Here is a 22,570-nt window from a genome sequence, read left to right on the forward strand (position 1 = left end):
CCACCGGAATTATTAGCCCTGATGAAAAATGGGTGATTACCGGAGACGAAAATGCTCGTAATCGAATGTGGAGCATAGATAATTTGATGAACCGCTTCTCGTTATCCGATCCATATAGGGGCATTTATAATTTATCGGTCGGAGAATATGATAAAAGTCGATTAATGCCACTCACTAAAGAACAATTTAATCGTGCGATGCGTGATAGCACTGTCGCTTATGCTTTTTTAACCGAAACTGACTTTATTCGTATTGGCTACATATATAAAAGTGACACTAACGCAACAATCGCCTCCATTTATACCGTTGGCGATCCGTGGCTCAAAGGTTTTGTGGATTTAGGCACGTCCCCGATGATTTCAGCCAATAATTACTTTAACAGCCAAACTTTTGCCTCTTCCCCCCAAGCCCATATCTTAGTCACCGGACAAGCCCATGGCGGCGGCATTAACGTTTACAAATATCACCCCGATAAAATGGAACTGGAAAAAATCTGGGTCGCTCATTAATCAAAGTGCGGTTGAAAAATACCGTGTTTTTTTGATCTGTGCCCAAAAGTTAGACTAAATACACTGATTAAGGTGTAGATTTTTTTATGATTAAATATAACTAACTTTCCAAACAGCAAGTGATCGAATTTTATCTTCAATAAAATAAAAAACAGTTTGTTGATACGCAAATATTTTAAATTCAAAGAGAGAATATTGGATTGCTCAATTTAATCATCATGGTACCAATAGATTAGCCGTATTAAGGTGTAATTCTCTTTCGAATTTAAACTCGGTCATTGTAGACTAGGTTCTTGAATTAAATGAGTTTAACTTTTTTGGGGAGAGCGATTTCTGACCGTGTATTTGATCTTTTTGGTGTTTATAGCAAACACATAAAGTTAAAATAATATGATTGGTAGGAGTGTTATGTCGGCGTCCGTATTGAAAACTAAAACAATCTCAATAGGCTAAATATTGTGGACGCCAAGTAGGCGTCCTATTTTTTATTAAAGATTATTGCGCCGTTGTGGCATCGTAAATTGCTTTTTAGAACTAGGCTTCTGAATCGGTATTTTCCGCTTGCTCGTCTTCATCTGCATCACAAACACGTTCTAAACTAACAACCTGTTCATCTTCTGTGGTGCGGATTAAGCGAACCCCTTGGGTGTTACGTCCTACAATGCCAATTTCACTCACACGGGTGCGAACCAGTGTGCCGGCATCGGTAATCAACATAATTTGATCCGTTTCTTCCACTTGGGTGGCGGCAACCACTTTACCGTTACGCTCGCTGACTTTAATGGAAATCACCCCTTTGGTGTTACGGGATTTGGTTGGGTATTCGCTTAATTGGGTACGTTTACCATAACCGTTTTGCGTAGCGGTTAAAATTGCCCCTTCACCTTTTGGAATAACCAATGAAATCACTTTGTCGATGTTAAGATCTAAGGTTTCTTCTGTATTATCATCAGAAACCTCCTCAATTTCGACCGCACTTTCATCATCAGATAGCTCATTGGTGAGAGCCAGTTTAATGCCTCGAACACCGGTTGCCAAACGCCCCATCGCACGCACGGCACTTTCGGCGAAACGTACCACACGACCTTGTGAGGAGAACAGCATAATCTCATTGCTGCCATCGGTAATATCAACACCGATAAGCTCGTCTTCATCACGTAAGTTTAGGGCGATAATGCCACTTGAACGTGGGCGGCTAAATTCGGTGAGGGCAATTTTCTTCACAATACCGCCTGCCGTTGCCATTACGACAAATTTATCTTCTTCGTAAGCAGAAACCGGTAGGATTGCTGTGATTCGTTCGTTTTCCTGCAATGGAAGAATATTCACAATTGGGCGACCCCGTGCGCCACGACCGGCTTGCGGCAGTTGATATACTTTCAGCCAGTATAAACGTCCACGGCTTGAGAAACAGAGAATGGTGTCGTGGGTGTTGGCAACCAATAATTTCTCAATGAAATCTTCTTCTTTCATTTTGGTGGCGGATTTACCTTTTCCGCCTCGGCGTTGGGCTTCATAATCGGTCAATGGTTGATATTTCACATAGCCTTCGTGAGAAAGGGTAACCACCACGTCTTCTTGCGCGATTAAATCTTCTAAATCAATATCACCTGATGCCGTTGTGATCTCGGTTAAACGCTCATCACCAAATTGGGCTTTGACTTCTTCTAATTCTTCACGAATTACTTCCATTAAGCGTTCCGCACTGCCTAAAATATGGAGAAGATCGGCAATTTTGACCAATAATTCTTGGTATTCTTTTACCACTTCTTCAAAAGCAATACCGGTTAGGCGATGTAAACGAAGTTCTAAAATCGCATTAACCTGTGCCGGCGATAAATAATACTGTTCGCCCTGAATCCCTAAATTTTCTTCCAGATCATCCGGACGTGCGGTGATATCAAGTAAATTAATAATATCGCTATGTAACGCCCAAGAACGGGAACTCAGTACTGTTGCCGCTTCTTCACGATTTTTAGAATTGCGGATAATGGTGATCATTTCATCAATATTGGAACGTGCAACCGCTAAGCCTTCCAAAATGTGGGTACGTTCACGGGCTTTGCGTAATTCAAAGATCGAACGGCGGGTAACCACTTCACGGCGGTGTAATACAAAGGCTTCGATGATTTCTTTGAGATTAAACAAACGAGGTTGACCGTGATCCAACGCCACCATATTGATACCGAAAGTCACCTGCATTTGCGTAAGCGAGTAGAGATGATTCAGTACCACTTCACCAACGGCATCACGTTTGATGTCAATTTCAATACGAATCCCTTCTTTGTTGGAAAGATCGGTAATATTGCTGATCCCCTCGATTTTTTTCTCGCGAATAAGCTCGGCAATTTTTTCCACCAATTTGGCTTTATTCACTTGATAAGGCAATTCGGACACGATGATTTGTTCGCGACCTTTATCATTGGTTTCCACATTTGCTCGCGCCCGTACATAGACTTTACCACGGCCGGTGCGATAGGCTTCTTCAATCCCTTTGCGACCATTAATCAAGGCGGCAGTTGGGAAGTCGGGGCCGGGAATATGCTGCATTAGCTCATCAATTGTGATCTCATTGTTATCAATGTATGCCAAACAGCCATTTAAGACTTCATTTAAGTTATGTGGCGGAATATTGGTTGCCATTCCCACCGCAATACCGGAAGAACCGTTGGCAAGTAAAGCGGGGATTCGGGTTGGAAGCACATCGGGAATCATCAACTCGCCGTCATAGTTTGGCGAGAAATTGACGGTTTCTTTATCAAGATCGGTGAGCAGGGCCTGCGTAATTTTTTGCATACGCACTTCGGTATAACGCATTGCCGCCGGCGCATCACCGTCAATGGAACCGAAGTTACCTTGCCCGTCCACCAACATATAGCGAAGCGAGAAAGGTTGTGCCATACGGACAATGGTATCGTACACAGCGGAGTCACCGTGAGGGTGATATTTACCGATCACATCCCCCACCACACGGGCGGATTTCACATATTTTTTATTTGCCGTGTTGCCTTCACGATCCATCGAAAACAACACACGGCGGTGTACCGGTTTTAAACCGTCACGCACATCGGGCAAGGCACGCCCAACAATCACCGACATTGCATAGTCGAGATAAGAAGATTTTAGTTCTTCTTCAATATTGACAGGGGTAATAGAGGAATGGATTGAATCCGTCATGGGTATTCCTTTTTCGATCAAAAAAATTGGGCGAATTGTAGCATAAAATAGGGCTTTCCCCTAGTTTTTCCCATGAAAAAACGGTGTTTCATTTTTCATAAAACACCGTTTTCTTAAAGTGGCGATCAGATCGCTTGTAAAAATGACCGCACTTTTTAATTTATTGAACCAGTAAGTAGAAATTGCTCTTTCCACGTAGGATATTTAACGCCACCGCAGAAGGTTTTTCTTCCAAGGCTTTGCGTAAATCTTGAGTTGATTCCACCATTTGACGATTCACGCCAATAATAATATCACCCACTTTTAAACCGCGTTGTGCTGCAAGGGAATTAGGTTGAATTTTGGTGATTTCAATACCTTTTATGCCTTTCGCATTGTAATTGCCAAGTTCTGCACCGTCTAAGGCCTGTAATTCAACTTTACTGCCGTTTTCTGACTTACCGTCATCCGCTTGTAATTTCACTTTTACATCGTGGGATTTGCCATCACGCAAATAGGTTAATTCAATTTCTTTGCCTGCACCGGAAGTGGCAATTTTTGCCCGCATTTCCGCAAAGCTGGAAATTTTTTGTCCATTCATTGCGGTGATAACATCGCCTGCTTTAATCCCCGCTTTTTCTGCTGCCGAACTTGGTAAAACTTCGCTGACAAAAGCACCCTGTTGGGCATTGACATTGAACACTTTGGCTAAATCGGCATTTAATTCACCGCCTTTAATTCCTAATAAACCACGGCGAACTTCACCGAATTCTGAGATTTGTTCAACAATATTGTTTGCTTGATTACTCGGAATCGCAAAGGCAATACCTGCATTTCCGCCACTTGGAGAAATGATCGCCGTGTTGATACCGATCAACTCACCGTTTAAATTTACCAAAGCCCCACCGGAATTACCACGGTTTACCGCGGCATCCGTTTGAATATAGTTTTCATAAGCACCGCTATCCGATCCGGTTGAACGCCCTAAGGCAGAAACAATTCCCGAAGTCACGGTTTGTCCTAAGCCGAACGGATTTCCGATTGCCACAGTAAAATCGCCCACGCGTAACTTATCGGAATCGGCAAATTTAAGTGCGGTTAAATTTGACGGTTTTTCAATTTGAATTAAAGCAATATCGGATTGTTCATCTTTGCCGACTAATTTTGCTTTAAATTCACGGCCGTCTTGCAAGGTAACATTAATCTTGTCCGCATCATTAATCACGTGATTATTGGTTAGTACATAGCCTTTGTCCGCATTAATAATCACCCCTGAGCCGAGTCCACGGAAATTGCGGGAACTGCCTCGGTTACCAAATTGTTCTGCAAATTGATCACCAAAAAAGAAACGAAATTCTTCCGGAATATCATCCGGTAACATCGCGCGATTATTTGTTTTTGTTTTGCCTTCTACCGAAATCGTCACCACTGCCGGTTGCACTTTTTCAAGCATTGGTGCAAGGCTGTTTTGTTCGCTAATAAAACTTGGCAGGCTTGCCTGTGTGCTAATGGATGTGCCTAAAACACTTAAACCCAACGCAATACTACTTAATACAAAATGTCTTTTTTTCATAGAATCTCCAAGTAAAAATATCTTATGAATGAAAGGGCTTCACCGTATTATGGGCAAATTCACAAAGCAGAATAATAGCGTTCCCGTATTTCATTAAGAATTATTCATTGTGTGACTGCTACATAATGTGGGGTTATGCCCAAACGCACGAGTGATGAGACAAAAAAATGGGGGAAATGTTCAAGAAAAACAAGGGGATTGAAAAAGAATAAAAAAAGTGCGGTCAGAATTGACATTGTTTTTTCCGACCGCACTTTGACAGATTTAATGATTTTCTTTATCCGCCTTTAATAGCCCTGAAGATCCTTCCGAATAGTCTTTTGGCGGTTCTTCTTGCGGTTTATCCGTGGCGGTGACTAATTGCTGGGTGAATAAACCTTTCGGGCTTTTACCAAGCAAGGTATCGGAGGAATTGGCATAATGGCGATAGAGTTTTTGATAATCGCCAATCAAGGTTTTGAACAATTCCGCACTTTCGGCGAAATGTTTTTCCAGTTGTTCGTTTTGAACGTCAAGTTGGGCTTTTACGCTTTTCAGTTCGGCTTCTGTTTGCACTTGGTGTTTCACCGAACCTTTGGTGAAACGTAAAATAAGATAACCAAGAATTACACCAACCACTAAGCCGATTCCGGCTGCTTGCCACATTTCGGTTGTCCACGCTTGCATAATTTACTCCTGTGTTTGTGAGAAAGGGAAAGTTTAAAGGAACGGATGAAAAATTTCTGTGTTGAGGATCACAAATTTCGTATTTAAACCGCGGCGGTGATCACAATTTCCACCTTCCACGCCGGAACGGCTAGTTTAGCTTCTACCGTAGCACGACTTGGCGGATTTTCACTATCCACCCATTCATCCCACGCTTGGTTAAATTCGGCATAATCCTGCATATCGGCAAGAAAAATTTGAGCATTTAAAATATTGCCTTTATGAGATCCGATCTCTGCTAATAACTTATCAATGAGTGAAAGCACTTCTTTGGTTTGCGCGTAAGCATTTTGTTCAAGACTGGTTTCCGGCACTTGTCCGGCAAAGTAGGCAACGCCGTGGTGAATAGACACCTCACAAAAACGCTGAGAGGGTTGAATACGTTGAATCGCCATAATCGCTCCTTGAGATTAAATTTGCCCCTATTCTAAAACCGCTTTCCATTTTTGTAAATTTAGCTTTATTGGCACAAGTTTATCCGCGTAAAATAACCCACCTTTTATTTACGTTGTGATTTTTATGAAATTCCTTATTTCCAATCAGCACGGTGCAATGGTGATGGCATTGTTGCCTTTTCTTTATGGAATGTTGCTGACAAAACCCGTATGGGCGCATCTTTTTTTATTGACGGCGTGGTTTTCCCTTTATCTGATGAGCTATCCGTTCTTGAATTTATTTAAAGGAAAAAATATCGCAACTTATCGCAAATGGACGATGATCTATGGCGTAGCAACATTCATTTTTGCCTTACCCGCCTTATTTCATCATTGGCAAGTGTTGTATTTTGTCTTGGCAATGCTGCCGTTTGTTTTGCTCAATATTTATTACACCAAACAAAAAGATGAACGAAACTTGTTAAATGATCTCGCCGGTATTGCGATTTTTGCGATTGCCGGAATGGCGGCTTATTATTTTCCTGACGGTACTTTGGATAACAAAATTGGGTGGGTGGCGATCTATCCTTCCTTATTTTTTATCGGCACGACACTTTATGTGAAATCCGTAATGCGTGAACGGAAAAATCCCACCTATTTACGGCTTTCCATCTTTTTTCATTCCTTTGTCGTGGCATATTTTGCCCTTGTCGGACAATTTTATTTGGCGTTTGGATTTTTTATTGGCTGGCTTCGTGCAATTTATTTACCACGTAAGAAACTTTCTGTGAAACAGGTTGGTCTAACGGAACTTGCTATCACTGCCGTTTTCTTTATTTTTCTTTTACTCGAAACCTTGTAATGGATTTGTTATGAAAAAATCATTCTTTATTTTGACCGCACTTTTGGGGCTTTCAAGTGCCTCTGGCTATGCAGAACAACCACTAACCACCCCTAAATTGACGGAACAACAGCGTTTAGATATGGCACAAAATTTTGCCGGTAAACAGGATTGGAAAGCGGTTTTTGAGATTATGCAGCCGCTCGCACTAGAAGGAAATATTGTGGCGCAAGGCAACTTGGGAATGATGTATAACCTTGGACGTGGCGTGCCGCAAGATAAAGAAAAAGCCTATTGGTGGTTTAGTGAGGCGGCAGAGCGTGGCAATATTCGTGCCATTAATAATTTAGCGGTGATGTATTACAACGGCAGTTATGTGAAAAAAGATATTCCGCAGGCGATCAAATTATTTGAAACCACGGCAAAAGCAAAAGATGTTGATGCCATGATGATGTTGGCAGAAATTTATTTGAACCAAAAGGATGAAAAGAAGTCTTTTGAGTGGATGAAAAAAGCCGCCGATTTAGGCAATGCCAATGCAAAGCTACGTTTAGGCATTTTTTATGAGGAAGGCATTGGCACTTCGGCAAATAAAAGTCTTGCTTCCTTGATTTATCGTGAGATTTCGGTCTCGGATAAGATTCCCGACAACGTGAAAAAAACTGCCGAGCAACGATTACTTCGTCTTCATTGATGATAAAAAATTAATAAAGCGAAAAAAGGGCTTCCCTCAATGAGGGAAGCGATCAGTCATCAAAGAAGACTATTTTATGAAAAACAACCGTTCCCCTTTATTCCCGATCTTCATTTTTGTGCTGATCAATCTTTTCGTCTTTTCCCTTTCTCGCGTTGGCTTAGCTTTATGGCAGGCAGATCGTATTTCTGCCGTAAATGGCTGGCAAACCTTATTTTTGCAGGGATTGCGTATTGATATTGTCTCCCTGTGCTATCTGTTTGGCATACCCGCGCTTTTCACCGTACTCTTTCATCCTTCTACTATTTGGAAAAAGATATTACGTATTTGGCTGACGGCAGGTAGTGTATTTATTCTTTTTATGGAAATAGGATCGCCGGCATTTATCGCCACCTATGATTACCGCCCAAACCGCTTATTTATTGAATATTTAATTTATCCAAAAGAAGTCTTTTCAATGCTTGTAAGCGGACATCTAAGTGCGGTCATTTTTACGCTTATTTTTACACTTCTTGCGATAGTTCTTTATTGGAAATTGTCCGGTTGGGCAGTGAAAAATCTGCGGGTAATGGCTTGGAAATTTCGTCCTATTATTGCGTTGTTAGTGATTGCGGTGAGTTTTATCGGCGCGCGTTCAAGTTTTCAACATCGAGGCATTAATCCCGCGATGGTGGCCTTTTCTTCCGATGCCTTGGTAAATTCTCTGGTTTTAAATTCCGCTTATTCGGTGCTTTATGCCGCACAGCAATTTAAAGATGAAGAAAAGTCTTCGGAAATGTACGGCAAAATGGGTACCGATGAAATGTTACATATCGTGAAAGCAGCACGTGGTAGACCGGAAAGTGATTATATTTCCGATAAATTTCCAACGCTTACTCAGAATATCGCGACTTACCAAGGCAAGCCGAAAAATATTGTGATTTTGCTGCAAGAAAGCCTTGGCGCGCAGTTTATCGGCACATTAGGCGGAAAACCGCTTTCCCCCAATATTGATAAATTGGCAAAAGAAGGTTGGTTGTTTGAAAATCTTTATGCCACGGGAACACGCTCGGTGCGGGGCATTGAAGCGGTAACCACCGGTTTTACGCCCACACCGGCACGCGCCGTGGTGAAACTGAATAATTCGCAACGTAACTTTTTTACCCTTGCAGAAATATTGGCTAGGCAAGGTTATGACACTTCTTTTATCTATGGTGGTGAAAAGCATTTTGACAATATGGCAGGCTTTTTCTATGGCAATGGTTTCAAAACCATTATCGATCAACAGGATTATCCTCAGCCTAAATTTACGGCAACTTGGGGAGTGAGCGATGAAGATTTGTTCGATAAAGCCGATGAAACCTTCACAAAATTACAAAAGGAAGGTAAACCTTTCTTCAGCCTTGTGTTTAGTTCAAGTAATCACGACCCTTTTGAGTTTCCCGATGGAAAAATAGCACTGTATGAGCAACCCAAAGCTACACGCAACAATGCGGCAAAATATGCGGATTATGCGATTGGGCATTTTTTTGATTTAGCCAAAAAATCAAATTATTGGGATGATACGATTTTCTTAGTGATTGCCGATCACGATTCACGGGTTGCCGGTGCATCATTAATGCCAATTAAACATTTTCATATTCCGGCATTGATTTTAGGAAAAGACATTGAAGCACGCCGTGATGATCGTTTGGTCAGTCAAATTGATATGCCGACTACATTACTTTCTTTAGCCGGTGTGAATGGCAATTACCCAATGATAGGGTTTGATTTAACCCAAAATGTGAAACCCGATCGCGCCATTATGCAATTCGATCAAGCCCAAGCGTTAATGAAAGGGAATAATGATGTGGTCATTCAAATGCCAAACAAAGTCGCACAAGGCTATTTTTATGATAAAGCAACAGAAACTTTAATTGAAAAAAATGTTCCCGAAGCAATGAAAAAAGAAGCCTTGGCATACGCATTATTAGGCAGTTATTTATATAAACATCGGTTGTATCAAGCCGGTGATGAAAAGAAATAATTTTTCCAACTGAAAAAGTGCGGTTAAAAATGACCGCACTTTTTATGAATTATTCTTTATGGTGATTTTTTGCTAATCCCACACCGTTATAGCCGCGCTCACGCATAATTACTTCTTTAGACTTACGGATCATACTTTCAATGGTCATCCCTTGTACAAGGATTGAGAAGGTTACTACTGCATAGGTCATTCCTAAAATCAGATCCCGCACATCCATATTTAATCCCTCGATATAAAATTTTCCCATAGGAATGGAAAGTGCCATTGCAAGGGCAAGACCTCCACGCAACGCTCCCCAAGTGAGAACACGCAGTGTGTAAGGATTATATTTGCGATAGCGTTTCATTACTTGGAAAGGAATCCATACACTGGCATAACGGCAAACCAAGCAAATAGGAATGGCAAGAGCAATTAAAATTAAACCTTGCCACGAAACGTGCATAAGCAAGATTGCCAAGCCGATTAAGATAAACAATAAGGAGTTGAGAAAATGGTCGATCATCTCCCAAAAGTGATCAAAATAGCGTTGGCTTTGTTTCGAGAAGCCGGTGTAGCGAGTCCAGTTGCCGATCAAAATACCCGATACCACCATTGCCAACGCACCGGATACGTGGAGCAGGTTGGCAAGCATAAAACCGGCGGTGGGAATGGTTAAGGTTAATAAAATTTCTAATGAACCGTCATCGGTGGCGGAAATTAAATAATGGGCAATTAAACCAATCACAAAACCAAAGGCGATCCCCCCCAAGGCTTCTTTAAAGAACAGATGTAATATCCCACCGGCTGTGGGTTCTTGCCCGCCAAAAGCAACGGCAAAAACGGTGGTGAAAATTACCAAGCCAATACCATCATTAAATAAGGATTCGCCTTCAACCTGCATAGATAAGCGTTTTGGGGCTTTTAAGTTTTTGATAATGGCGAGAACGGCAATCGGGTCATCCGGCGAAATTAATGCACCAAATAAAATGCAGTAAATTAAATCAATATGCCAACCGAATAATTGTGCGATGCCATAGGTTAAAAAACCAATAAAAAATGTGGAGGCGAAAGTAGAAAAGAGAGCGAAGGTAGCGATTTCCCATTTTTGGTTTTTTAGCACCGGCAATTTAATTCCCAATGCGCCGGCAAATAAAAGAAAGCCAAGAATACCGTTCAATAAAAATTCTTTAAAATCAATTCGTTCGATCACTTTAGTGGCAATATCATCTAAATTAAACCAATTTAGATAACCCAATAAAACCAAGACTAACGAACCAATCATTGATGTGGCAGTAATGGCAATAGTGTATTGGATGTTATCGTTAATTTTTCGTGTGACGAAACTGATTAAAATCGCAATAGTAGTAAGAAAACAGAGGTAGGTATAAATGTTCATATATTATTTCCGAGTAAACATCATCTGGCTGAAATTCAGCGGTTGCCTAGTATAAGCAAACTGCTATCATTTATAAAGATCAGCTTGAGAGAAATAAAATAATGAAAAAGATTAATAAAATTTTTGCGTTTTTACTGTTATTGGGTATTGTCGTTGGGGTTTATTTGAATAAACAGATTCATATTTTTAATCCTGTTCATATTTCCTTGGAAAGCCCGATAAAAAATCATTTCAAACCCGTTTTTACACAGTGTTTTGCCACCACGACTTCGGTTTCACCTTTGGAAAAATCACGTATCCGCCTATTAAGTTGGAACATACACAAAGGAGAAGATAAAGGTTGGCAGCAAGATTTAGCCCGATTTTCTCAAGATCAGGATTTTGTGTTATTGCAAGAAGCCACGCCACAACAAAATTTACCTTCATTTTCAACCGCACTTTTTGTCTCAAGTTTTGCTTATCGAGGCGTGCAATCGGGCGTAAAAATTTTCTCAAACATAATGCCTAAAGGTTACTGCGGCATTTCACAGCCCGAACCTTGGATAACTATCCCAAAAGTTGCCGGCGCAATGTTATATCCCCTTAAAGACGGCAGAGAATTATGGGTAATTAACGTTCATTTAATTAATTTTGAATGGCAGCCCACCGCTTACCGTAAACAATTAGAAAAGATTTTTTCCCTGCTTGATAACCCCAAAAGTGCGGTCATTTTGGCGGGAGATTTTAATGCGTGGAATCCTGAACGAAAAAAAATCTTAAACGAACTGATCCAAAAATTTGACTTAACCGAAGTCACCTTTCCCCAAGACGAACGCGTACGCTTCTTAGATAACCCCCTTGACTATATTTTTGTACGGGGAATGAGCGTGCTTACCACTAAAACGGAAAGAGTAGAATCTTCAGATCATTCACCGATTTGGGGGGCGTTTGAGCTTTTTAAAAGGGAATAATAAAAAGTAGGGACACCACGCCTTGATGTTAATTTATTGAAATTGTTTGTTTTTTTGATAAGGACGCGAGCATCGCGTCCCGAACAATCACGTTATTTTTTCTTTGTGTATCTGCTACATAATATTAAAAAACTCAAACCAAATCGGTTTGAGTTTTTTTATGTTTTTGGGAATTAACGTTTACGTTTTTTGGTTTTTTTGACAGTTTGCTTGGTTTTTTTCGCTGTCATTGTTGAGCCTTTGGCAAAACCGTCTTCCCACGCTTGGAGGGCGGTTTTGCTGACATCACCACAATAGGCGATACGTTGATCTAAGATTTTTTGTTTGTAGCTTGGGTATCTTTCACCCACGCCGAAACCGTCCAGATACCAGTCGTCTATATCGTTGCAAGCAGCGATATTTAAGCGTTTTTCATAGCCGTTGATATTAAAAGGTTTACGTGATTTTGAAGTAGTTTCATCGGAAACCGTACAGCCCGCCAGTAAAAGTGCGGTCAAAATAATGGCTGTTTTTTTCATTGTTTTCTCTCTGTTTATTTTTTATTTAGTGATGATTGAAAATCCTTATGGGGTATGGGCAGCCGGCAATGCGCCACTATTCCATACCGGTGCTTCTTGCGGACGTTTAACCCGTAACAAGAAACGTTGATTTGCCGAGGCTTGTGGTTGAACAACATTCCCTGACGGGGTGGAGAATGAAATACCGCCTTTCAGTAATTGTTGTACGCTACCGGTATTAAATTCCGCTCCTTTCCAACCAAGGCTGAGATCGTAGCCGGAAGAAATCCAGAATTCGGAATTTTTACGTACGAGATGTTGGTATTTCGGCATAATAGCAATGTGAATTAACACCCGATCCCCTAGGCTGTTTAAATCAAATTTACGAATAGTTCCGACTTCAACGCCACGGTAGAGTACCGGAGATCCCTCCGTCAGATTTAAGGCATCGTTTGTTTCCAAAATAAAAGGAATACCATTACTGTATTTATTACGACTTGGGGTCGTTTGGGCAAGGTTAAATTGTGTTTTGGTTTTCCCTTTGCCAATTTCAACATCAATATAGGGTTGCAATAGGCTGTCTAAGTTTTCGATTGCACCGGCTGAAATTTGCGGTGAAATAATCTTAAATGTTGAACCTTCTTTTGCGATCATTCCCATATAATTTGGGCTAATCAAGGCTTTTGCGATGATTTTGTGAGATTGCGGATCTAATGCAATACTTTCAATTTCACCAATGGATAAACCAAGATAGCGCAGGCTCATTCCTTTGCTGAGATTGATGGCATCATCGGTGATAAGGGTAATTGCTTGACCGGCGGATTTAGCCCGTAACTCATTTGGGTAAAGGATTTTATTTTTTTCCGAGCCACTGTTGTCAAAGCTAATCGCCCCTTTTAATGAACGGGCGATTGGGGTGGCTTGAATGCTGATGCCTTTCGGCGTAATGTCAACTTGTGCGGCACTTTCTACCCAGAATAGGCTTTTATCCGTTAATAAATGTTTGTAAGGCGGATAAATGTAAACATCCACATTAAAGTGATTGGCTTGCGGTTGAATGTTGGTGATTTTACCCACTTCGTATTGGCGATAAAGTACCAATGAACCTTTATCAATACTTGGTAACGTTGTAGTTTTTAAGGTGATACTCGGTTCAACCAAATTGCCGGTAATGCCGGATTCTGCATTTTTCACATCTTTGTAAAGCGGGTAGCGACTCAAGGCTTCGCCTAAGCCTTTTTTCGCAATAATGCGAACACCGCCTTGTAGCCATTTTTCAGGATGTGCGGCTTCAAAACGAACGCCGTCCACACCGAGGCTTATATCAAAGTTTGATGCTGCCACAAAAAGTGTGTTGGGATTAATCAGGTTGCGATATGCCGCAGCAATGGCGACTTCATATTTCACGCCATCCACATCAATTTTTTGGTTGATAATCTCACCAATAGCGATATTGTTGTAATACACATTTTGCCCTTCCGACACACCATAGCTTTCCGGTGCGGTGAGTTTTAGCACGAGGGTATTCGGGGCTTTGAGCAATAATTCGTTTTGTTTGATGACATCAAATTGTAATTTTTCTTCACCACTACCGGGGATCACTTCTAAATAGTCGCCACGGAAAAAAAGCTGAGGATTGGTTAAATCACCAAGATTTGGTTTTTTATCTCTTAATACAATATGAGTGTTGGTTTTTAATAAATTAGCCTGATTCGGATCGATCAATAATGTGCCTTTTAGCATATTTTCATTATTTTCTACCGGTGTGAGAGAAGAAAGCACGCCAATTTTATGATCTTGATAATACACGCCGGTGTGATCTTTTTCTAAACCGGCTGTTGTTGGCAGGGTGATTTCCACTTCAATGCCACGTTTAGCCGTCTGTAAACTGCTATAAAGTGTATAAGTGGCGTTTTCATCTGCTTTAGGGCTATTTGTCGGCGAGTCAAAGGAAACTGCACCTTGCACAATGGAATTTACACTTTCCATATTAAAGTTTAAACCGGCAGGCGTAATATTTGCCGACATTCCGCTAATATTCCAAAAGCGTGAATCTTTTTTTACAAAATGGGCGTATTCTTTATCGATTACAACATCAATTTCGACTTTGTTATTTTCGTTGAAGCGATAATCGTAAATTTTCCCTACGGGTAATTTTTTGAAATAGGCGGAAGCGCCGATAGAAATTGATCCTAAATCATCGGAAATTAAATGAATCAGCAAATCGCCGGGGGTAACTTGTGCAATCGGGCCTTTTTCTTGCGCGATAAATTCATCTTCACTGTCGCCGTCTCCCGGTTGCAAGGTAATGTAGTTACCGGAAACGAGAGAATCTAACCCAGAAATACCGGCGAGGGAAACACTTGGTTGCACCAACCAAAATTTGGTATTTTCACGCAAGACACCGGTGGCTTCGGGATAAATATTGGCAATTACTTCCACTTTTTGCATATTGTCGGCAAAGTTGACTTTCTTCACCACACCAATTTGTAAGCCTTGATAGCGGATCGGGGTTTTATCCGCCACCAATCCCGCGCCATTTGTAAACGTGATTTTGATACTTTTCCCTTGTTCTTCCACAATTTGGAAAAAGAGAATGGCACCAATACAAAGGGCTATAAAAGGCAAAAGCCAAAATGGTGAGACTTTTCTATTTTTACGCAAAACCGCTTGGACGGCATTGTATTGTGAATCAATGCTTGAAGTCCGACTGACGGAAGGTTCGTTATTCGGTTGTTTTTGTTGTTCGCTCATAAATTTTCCAAATAAATCGACTATCGAATTGTGAGGTTGAAATCATCGTTAAAAATACCGCAGCACCAAAATAAAAAGCTGCCGGCCCTACGGTGAAATTGATAATTTGTCCACGTGTAACAAGGGACATCATCAATGCAAGTACAAATAAATCGAGCATTGACCAACGCCCGACAAAATGCACGATATGCAATAAACGCATTTGCCATTTTATGGAATGTCGCCATTTGAAGTGAACAGCACAAAGCAAATACAACATAATTAAAATTTTGCTAATCGGCACAAAAATACTGGCGAAGAAAACCACAAAGGCAACAAAATAGCTTTTCATTTCAACAAATGAAATCACGCCGGACATTAAGGTATCTTCCGATAATGCACCGGTTAAATATACGCCGGAAATTGGCAGCAAATTTGCCGGAAAAAGCATAATAATACCGGCAATTAAGGTTGCCCAAACCCGTTGCAGTTTAATGGAAGCGGGTAAATCTATACGAGAATCGCAGCGTGGGCAAGCGGAATAGCCGTGATGGCGGTCTATTTCCGAACTTGGGAAGGAATAATCGCAAGCAGAACACAATTCAATTTTTTCATTGTGGGAATGGACGTGCTTTTGTTCCGGATAAAAATCATTCCAAAGTTCGTGTAAATTGATCTTAATAAATAATAAGGTGGTCAATAATGCGGTAAAAACAAAGGCAATTAAATACACATCAATTTCTAAGGCGGCATATTCACGCACTTTAAACATTGAAACCCCAAGGGCGACAAGATAGACATCAAACATCACCCAAGGTTTAATGTAACTTAAAAAGAGCAAAACATTACGTGGACGAAGTCGGAGCAATTTTGAGATCCACAGCATTAAAACTAAAACTGCAAAGGAAATGGGCATTAATACGGCACAAATAAAAACCAAAAAAGCCGTGTATTCATAACCTGCCGTTGCCATTTTCCATATTCCCTCCCATGCGGAGGCATCCACCTTCACGCCGAGTAAATCAATGCTTAATAAAGGAAAGCCTAAAGCAAAGGGCATTAAAATAAGGATAGAGAGTGCGATCATTGCACAACGATGTAATGACCAGCGATTTGTTGTGCTTAATGTGTGATGACAACGCGGACATTCGGCGTGTTCATTTTGTGGAAGAGGGTAGGCAATCGAGACGATTTCATCACATTCCCCACAACGGGTGATTTTGTATCGTGCGTTAGAAAAATTTGGTGTCATCATCATTGGGGATTCTAGGGTATGAAATAATAAACTCTACAAAAGTGCGGTCAAAAAACGGCGTATTCTAGTCTGATTCCCCCCTCTTTGTGAAGTTAAAAATAAACGTAAAATTGCCACATGAATGGAAGAACTTTATTAGGTGGTCGGTTTGATTATTGTCAAGCCTTATTAAAGTGCGATAAAATGCGCGGGTTTTTTATTTTCAATCCTAGGACAAAAAATGACAGAATCTCAACTTGATGTTCAAACCGCAGAAGCATCATCAGACGTTCAAAAACTTACAAATAACAAAGAAATTATTGCTTATTTGGCAGAAAAATTTCCACTTTGTTTCATTTTAGAAGGTGAAGCAAAACCCTTAAAAATCGGTTTATTCCAAGATTTAGCCGAAGCTTTAAAAGACGATGAACGGGTGAGCAAAACCCAATTGCGTCACGCACTTCGTCAATACACCTCAAACTGGCGTTATTTACACGGTTGCCGTGAAGGGGCGGAACGTGTGGATTTATATGGTAATCCTGCCGGCGTATTAGAAGCAGAACACGTTGCACACGCGGCGGCGCAGCTTGCCGAGGCAAAAGCAAAATTTGCGGAAAAACGCAAAGCCGAATTGGCCGCTAAAAAAGCACAACAAAAACGTCAACCCCGCCGTCAAAATAACCCAAAAGCACCACGCAAACCAAAACTTGAATTAAGTGCGGTTGATTTTTCCACCCTTTCTAAAGGTTCAATGGTGAAAGTAAAAGTGGGTGATAATGCGAAAAAAGCCACCGTTGTTGAAGTGTTAAAAGATTCGGCGCGGGTTGAGCTTGAAAATGGCTTAGTAATGAATATTACGGCTGATCGTTTATTTGCATAATAATGTTTTCTTATCGGAAAGGTTAAATGAAATTGAAAATGACCAAAAGTATTTTAGCAACGGCATTACTAAGTGCCTTGTTTTTTCATTCGAGTGCGGCTTTTGCTGTCGCACCAAAATTGAAATTAAGCGATATTACCATTCCTTCTGCCACAGAGGAAAATCAACTGGCGACCAAGCGTGCAACAACCCGTTTAACCCAGTCTCATTATCGTAAATTTCAGTTGGATGATGCCTTTTCTGAAAAGATTTTTGATCGCTATATTAAAAGTTTAGATTATAGTCGAAATACTTTTTTGCAATCTGATGTTGATGAATTACGCCAAAAATACGGTGCACAGTTGGATGATCAGTTAAATCAGGGCGATCTTTCAGCGGCATTCGCCATTTATGATTTAATGATGAAACGCCGTTATGAACGTTATGCTTACGCGTTTTCTTTATTGGATAAAGAGCCGAACTTGAATGGTAAAGATCAAATTGAGATCGATCGTGAAAAAGCCGATTTCCCGAAAACCGAAGAGGAAGCGAATCGTCTTTGGGAAGAACGGGTGAAAAATGATGTCATCAGCCTAAAATTGAAAGATAAAAAATGGTCTGAAATTAAGGATAAACTGACCAAACGTTATAATTTAGCCATTCGCCGTCTTACACAAACCAAAGCGGATGATATTGTTCAGGTTTACCTCAATGCTTTTGCCCGTGAAATTGATCCGCATACCAGTTATTTAGCGCCACGCACAGCAAAAAGTTTTAATGAAAGTATGAACCTTTCTTTAGAGGGCATTGGGGCAACCTTGCAATCGGAAGACGACGAAACCAGTATCAAATCCCTTGTTCCCGGCGCACCGGCGGCTCGCAGTAAAAAACTTCAAGCCGGCGATAAGATTATCGGTGTTGGTCAAGAAAAAGGGGAAATTGAGGATATTATCGGCTGGCGTTTAGAAGACATCGTTGATAAAATCAAGGGTAAAAAAGGCACGAAAGTGCGTTTGGAAATTGAACCGGCAAAAGGCGGTAAATCACGCATTGTTACCTTGGTTCGCGACAAAGTTCGCATTGAGGATCAGGCGGCGAAATTAACCGTTGAAAAAGTAAATGGTGAAAAAATCGGCGTGGTTAAAATTCCAAGTTTCTACATCGGATTGACGAAGGATGTCAAAAAATTATTGGTTCAGGCCAAAAAGAAACAGGTGAAAGGTTTAATTGTTGATTTACGTGGAAATGGTGGCGGCGCATTAACCGAAGCCGTGGCACTCAGCGGATTATTTATTACCGATGGTCCGGTGGTGCAGGTGCGTGATGCTTATCAACGTATTCGTGTTCACGAAGATGATGATCGTGCGGAACAATACAAAGGCCCGTTAATCGTGATGATTAACCGTTTTAGTGCCTCTGCCTCCGAGATTTTTGCCGCCTCAATGCAGGATTACAATCGGGGCATTGTTGTTGGACAAAATACTTTTGGTAAAGGTACGGTGCAACAAAGTCGCTCGTTGAATTTTGTTTACGATTTGGATCAAACCCCATTAGGTGTTTTGCAATATACCATTCAAAAATTCTATCGAATTAATGGAGGCTCGACCCAATTAAAAGGGGTGGCAGCCGATATTAAATTCCCTGAAATAATTGATGCGAAAGAAAATGGGGAAGAAAAAGAAGATAATGCTTTGCCTTGGGATAAAATTCCGGCAGCAACCTATTCTGAAACCGGTAATGTTCGTCAATATATTTCGGTATTAGATAAAAATCATCAGGCCCGCATTGCAAAAGATCCGGAATTTATCGCTTTAAATGAAGATTTAAAAATCCGTGACGAACGGCGTGATCGGAAGTTTATGTCTTTGAATTATCAGGAACGTAAAGCAGAAAATGACCGCGATGATGCCAGACGTTTAAAAGAGATTAATGATCGTTTTAAACGTGAAGGCAAAAAGCCGCTCAAAGATATTGATGATTTACCGAAAGATTATGAAGCACCGGATTTCTTACTCAAAGAAGCCGAAAAAATGGCGGCAGATTTAGTCAAACTGAGTGCCAAGCAAGAAAAATTTGATGTAAATCTTCAGCAGGAAGCAAATAAAGCGGAAGCGAAAAAATAATAATTTTTTGATCGCACTTTGAATAAAAGTGCGGTTTCTTTTATGAATCTTTAAAGGAACGTTTATGTTAAAAGGTGGTATTAAATTAAGCGCATTGGTGTTGTCATTATCGATGATCAACTCCGGTTGTGCATTGGCAGATTGGGCAAAACAAGCCTCCGGTGAATCTGCACCGACAACCATTGATATGTCAAAACTTTCACCGGAAGAACGGGCTAAATTGGAAGCGGAGATTAAAGAGGATCAAGCCCGTTTGGCGGCAGAAAAACAAGCAATGCTTGAGATGTCGCTGACACACGAAATTGGTGAACAACATTTACAATTTAAACCTCTCTTGGCAAAACTTTATGCAGAGAATAAATATGCCTTGCTTTGGCAGGATAAATCGGCAGAAAAGCAATTTTTACGTGAATATGCCGCAATGGTGGCAAGCGGTATTTCCAAGCGTTCTGCACAATCTTTGGAAAATTTGAGTCGAGCGGAGCAAACTGGTGGGCTAACTTATGATGTGCTGCTGAGCGATGCTTTTTTAGATTACATTTATTACAGCACAAATGTAAATCAACAAGCACAGCGTTGGTTGTACGGTTCAGGTTCTTATAAACCGCAAGCACCAAGTAATGAACAAATTCAGCAATGGATAAGTGCGGTTAAAAATAACGATGTTTTAGCTTATGTAAAAGGCTTATCGACCAACAATTCACATTATCGTCAAACAATCCAAGCCTTGCCTTCAATGATTTCCGCTTCGGGGTTAACGCCAACAGGTAAAAAGCTCGCCATTAATGCGCAGCGTTTACGCGTTATTCCGGATTTTCATAACGGTATTTTTGTGAATATTCCAAGCTATCAACTACAATATTACCGCGATGGTCATCTTGCTTTAGAATCCCGTGTGATTGTGGGTAAGGATGAACGCCGAACCCCGGTTATGTACAGTAAATTGAGCAATGTGGTGGTGAATCCGCCTTGGAATGCACCAACACGCTTAGTGAATGAAGATATTGTGCCGAAATTAAAGCGCGACCCGGGCTATGCGGCGGCACATAATTACAGTATTTTAGATAGTAAAGGAAACAAAATTGATCCTTATTCCATTAATTGGAATAGCATTGGCAAGCATTTCCCTTATCGCATTCGCCAAGCTGCCGGCGACAGCGCATTAGGTAATTATAAATTCAATATGCCAAGTTCCGATGCCATTTATTTACACGATACGCCAAACCACAATCTTTTCTCCCGTAAAGATCGCGCATTAAGTTCCGGTTGTGTACGGGTAGAAAAATCTTCCCAACTTGCAAGTATTCTATTAAAAGAAGCCGGTTGGTCGGAAGAACGGAAGAAAAATGTATTGGCAAGTAAAAAAACAACCTCTGCCAATATTCGTTCCGAAAATCCGGTTTTCTTATATTATGTAACGGCGTGGGTTGATAATGGTCAAACCAAAGTGTTACCCGATATTTATAAATACGACACTGCAATCAGTGGCGGCAGTGAAATTAACTGGAGTACGGTGAAAAAATATTTGTCATATTGACCGCACTTTTAAATGAAATCGCGATTTTTGATCGCAAAATTGCAGAGAAGAAAGAATGAGTAAGATTAATCATCATCGCCGAAAATGGCTTTCGCTGGGTGGCGTAGTGTTGGGGGCAAGTATGTTGCCTAATACGGTGCTGGCAATGGTTTCTACCCCTAAACCCCGTATTTTAGCGTTTCGCAATGTGAATACCGGCGAGCGTTTAAGTGCGGCATTTTCACCAAGTGAAGGTTTTAATTCTTCTATGTTGAAAAAGTTGGATTATTTTATGCGGGATAAACGCACCAACCAAGTTCATCGAATGGATCCGAATTTGTTTATGAAGTTTTACCGTATCCAAAGCAATTTAGGATTACAAACGGCGGAGATTCAAGTGATATGCGGCTATCGTTCAGCCGCGACAAATGCAATGCGTCATCGTCAGAGCCGTGGTGTGGCGAGTAATAGTTTTCACGTGAAAGGTCAGGCGATTGATTTTCGTCTTGATACGGTTTCACTTTTCAACGTAAAACGGGCTGCGGAAAATTTGAATAATGGTGGAGTAGGGTTTTATCCACATAGTAATTTTGTGCATATTGACACCGGCCCGGTGAGAACTTGGCGTGGCGTATAAAAAGATTGAAAATTTGACCGCACTTTGGTGCGGTTTTTGTTTATGAGGAAAAAGAGATGAATATTGAAATTATTCCAGTCACGGTATTTCAACAAAACTGTTCTTTAATTTGGGACGATGAAAAAAATGCCGCGATCATTGATCCCGGCGGCGAAGGAGAAAAACTCATTGAGCGCATTAAAGCCTTGGGATTAAATTTGAAAGTGATTTTAATCACACACGCCCATCTTGATCACGTTGGTGCCGCAATGCAATTAAAAACGCATTTTAATGTGGAAATTTGGGGTTCTCAGGAACAAGATCGCTTTCTTTTTGAAAGTTTGCCGGAACAATCCGAACGTTTTGGCTTACCGCATATTGATACCTTTTTGCCTGATCGTTGGTTAAATGAGGGAGAAGTGCTGAATATTGGCGATCTTAAATTTGATATTCTTCATTTACCCGGGCATACACCGGGGCATATTGGCTTTATTGAACAAGCGAAGAAAGTGGCATTTACCGGTGATGTACTTTTCCAAGGCGGAATTGGGCGGACGGATTTGCCGGGGGGAAATTACGATCAACTGATTTCTTCCATTCGAGAAAAATTGTTTAAATTAAATGAAGAGATCATCATTGCCGGTCACGGGCCTTATACAACCCTTGAGCGGGAAAAAATAAGCAATCCTTTTTTGAAGTAGAAAGATAGTTTGCCGATTATGTCGCAAACTCACAAAGAGGAAATAATCTGAACAGAGAGAGGCGACGCTCCATCTTACAAAAACACAATTAATCTCAGTCAGTTAAAAT

General features: G+C 40.9%; 17 protein-coding genes and 1 pseudogene. 10 read left to right on the top strand and 8 right to left on the bottom strand.

Annotated elements, in window-relative coordinates; genetic code table 11:
* Window positions 1-509 (top strand): annotated as a pseudogene (locus tag BKL49_RS12335) (WD40 repeat domain-containing protein); the annotation flags it as partial.
* A 534-nt stretch (window positions 510-1,043) separates the two neighbouring features.
* On the opposite strand, the gene gyrA reads toward BKL49_RS12335, so the two are convergent.
* The 4 genes from gyrA to BKL49_RS07725 form a co-directional block, all read right to left on the bottom strand.
* Window positions 1,044-3,686 carry a DNA topoisomerase (ATP-hydrolyzing) subunit A gene (gyrA, locus tag BKL49_RS07710; protein ID WP_077424189.1) on the bottom strand — a complete coding sequence of 881 codons (2,643 nt, stop codon included), beginning with the start codon at window positions 3,684-3,686 and terminating at the stop codon, window positions 1,044-1,046.
* A gap of 160 nt (window positions 3,687-3,846) precedes the next feature.
* Entirely contained in the window at window positions 3,847-5,238 is a 1,392-nt protein-coding gene (locus tag BKL49_RS07715) for a DegQ family serine endoprotease (RefSeq protein WP_077424191.1), read from the bottom strand.
* 264 nt (window positions 5,239-5,502) lie between these two features.
* On the bottom strand, window positions 5,503-5,904 hold the full coding sequence (locus BKL49_RS07720; protein ID WP_077424193.1) for a Z-ring associated ZapG family protein: 402 nt from the start codon (window positions 5,902-5,904) through the stop codon (window positions 5,503-5,505).
* Between the two features lie 83 nt (window positions 5,905-5,987).
* Window positions 5,988-6,338, bottom strand: a complete 351-nt coding sequence (locus BKL49_RS07725) for a RidA family protein (protein WP_077424195.1) — start codon at window positions 6,336-6,338, stop codon at window positions 5,988-5,990.
* 124 nt (window positions 6,339-6,462) lie between these two features.
* On the opposite strand from BKL49_RS07725, the gene BKL49_RS07730 reads away from it, so the two are divergent.
* The 3 genes from BKL49_RS07730 (at window position 6,463) to BKL49_RS07740 (ending at window position 9,857) form a co-directional block, all read left to right on the top strand.
* The gene (locus tag BKL49_RS07730) at window positions 6,463-7,179 is read left to right on the top strand and encodes a YwiC-like family protein (RefSeq protein WP_077424197.1); all 717 of its coding nucleotides are present in this window, start codon (window positions 6,463-6,465) and stop codon (window positions 7,177-7,179) included.
* Window positions 7,180-7,189: 10 nt separating this feature from the next.
* A complete protein-coding gene (locus tag BKL49_RS07735) occupies window positions 7,190-7,852 on the top strand; it encodes a tetratricopeptide repeat protein (protein ID WP_077424199.1) in 663 nt (220 codons plus the stop codon).
* A gap of 76 nt (window positions 7,853-7,928) precedes the next feature.
* Window positions 7,929-9,857: an LTA synthase family protein gene (locus BKL49_RS07740; RefSeq protein WP_077424201.1), complete on the top strand. Its 1,929-nt coding sequence runs from the start codon at window positions 7,929-7,931 to the stop codon at window positions 9,855-9,857.
* 49 nt (window positions 9,858-9,906) lie between these two features.
* On the opposite strand, the gene BKL49_RS07745 is transcribed toward BKL49_RS07740, so the two are convergent.
* Complete coding sequence (locus BKL49_RS07745; protein ID WP_077424203.1) at window positions 9,907-11,232, bottom strand: cation:proton antiporter; 1,326 nt, start codon at window positions 11,230-11,232, stop codon at window positions 9,907-9,909.
* Between the two features lie 101 nt (window positions 11,233-11,333).
* Here BKL49_RS07745 and BKL49_RS07750 point away from each other — a divergent pair, with 101 nt between their 5' ends.
* Window positions 11,334-12,182 carry an endonuclease/exonuclease/phosphatase family protein gene (locus tag BKL49_RS07750; RefSeq protein ID WP_077424205.1) on the top strand — a complete coding sequence of 283 codons (849 nt, stop codon included), beginning with the start codon at window positions 11,334-11,336 and terminating at the stop codon, window positions 12,180-12,182.
* 173 nt (window positions 12,183-12,355) lie between these two features.
* Here BKL49_RS07750 and BKL49_RS07755 read toward each other — a convergent pair whose 3' ends face one another.
* Genes BKL49_RS07755 through BKL49_RS07765 form a run of 3 tightly spaced genes read right to left on the bottom strand, consistent with a single transcriptional unit; the run spans window position 12,356 to window position 16,670 of the window.
* A complete protein-coding gene (locus tag BKL49_RS07755) occupies window positions 12,356-12,700 on the bottom strand; it encodes a hypothetical protein (protein ID WP_077424207.1) in 345 nt (114 codons plus the stop codon).
* 45 nt (window positions 12,701-12,745) lie between these two features.
* Window positions 12,746-15,433 (bottom strand): PqiB family protein, encoded by a 2,688-nt coding sequence (locus BKL49_RS07760; protein WP_077424209.1) that lies wholly within the window; start codon window positions 15,431-15,433, stop codon window positions 12,746-12,748.
* Entirely contained in the window at window positions 15,405-16,670 is a 1,266-nt protein-coding gene (locus tag BKL49_RS07765) for a PqiA/YebS family transporter subunit (RefSeq protein WP_077424211.1), read from the bottom strand. Before BKL49_RS07765 ends, BKL49_RS07760 begins: the two co-directional genes overlap by 29 nt.
* 217 nt (window positions 16,671-16,887) lie before the next feature.
* Here BKL49_RS07765 and proQ point away from each other — a divergent pair, with 217 nt between their 5' ends.
* The 5 genes from proQ to BKL49_RS07790 all read left to right on the top strand — a co-directional run bounded on the left by proQ (window position 16,888) and on the right by BKL49_RS07790 (window position 22,461).
* On the top strand, window positions 16,888-17,526 hold the full coding sequence (gene proQ / locus BKL49_RS07770; RefSeq protein ID WP_167367129.1) for an RNA chaperone ProQ: 639 nt from the start codon (window positions 16,888-16,890) through the stop codon (window positions 17,524-17,526).
* A 26-nt stretch (window positions 17,527-17,552) separates the two neighbouring features.
* Entirely contained in the window at window positions 17,553-19,628 is a 2,076-nt protein-coding gene (gene prc / locus BKL49_RS07775; RefSeq protein ID WP_077424213.1) for a carboxy terminal-processing peptidase, read from the top strand.
* A gap of 64 nt (window positions 19,629-19,692) precedes the next feature.
* Window positions 19,693-21,165, top strand: coding sequence for a L,D-transpeptidase family protein (locus BKL49_RS07780; RefSeq protein ID WP_077424215.1), 1,473 nt, complete (start codon window positions 19,693-19,695; stop codon window positions 21,163-21,165).
* A gap of 55 nt (window positions 21,166-21,220) precedes the next feature.
* On the top strand, window positions 21,221-21,781 hold the full coding sequence (gene mepK, locus BKL49_RS07785; protein WP_077424217.1) for a peptidoglycan L,D-endopeptidase MepK: 561 nt from the start codon (window positions 21,221-21,223) through the stop codon (window positions 21,779-21,781).
* A gap of 56 nt (window positions 21,782-21,837) precedes the next feature.
* A complete protein-coding gene (locus tag BKL49_RS07790) occupies window positions 21,838-22,461 on the top strand; it encodes an MBL fold metallo-hydrolase (RefSeq protein ID WP_077424219.1) in 624 nt (207 codons plus the stop codon).
* Window positions 22,462-22,570: the final 109 nt, after the last annotated feature.

Source organism: Rodentibacter myodis (assembly GCF_001999305.1).
Classification (GTDB): Bacteria; Pseudomonadota; Gammaproteobacteria; order Enterobacterales; family Pasteurellaceae; genus Rodentibacter; species Rodentibacter myodis.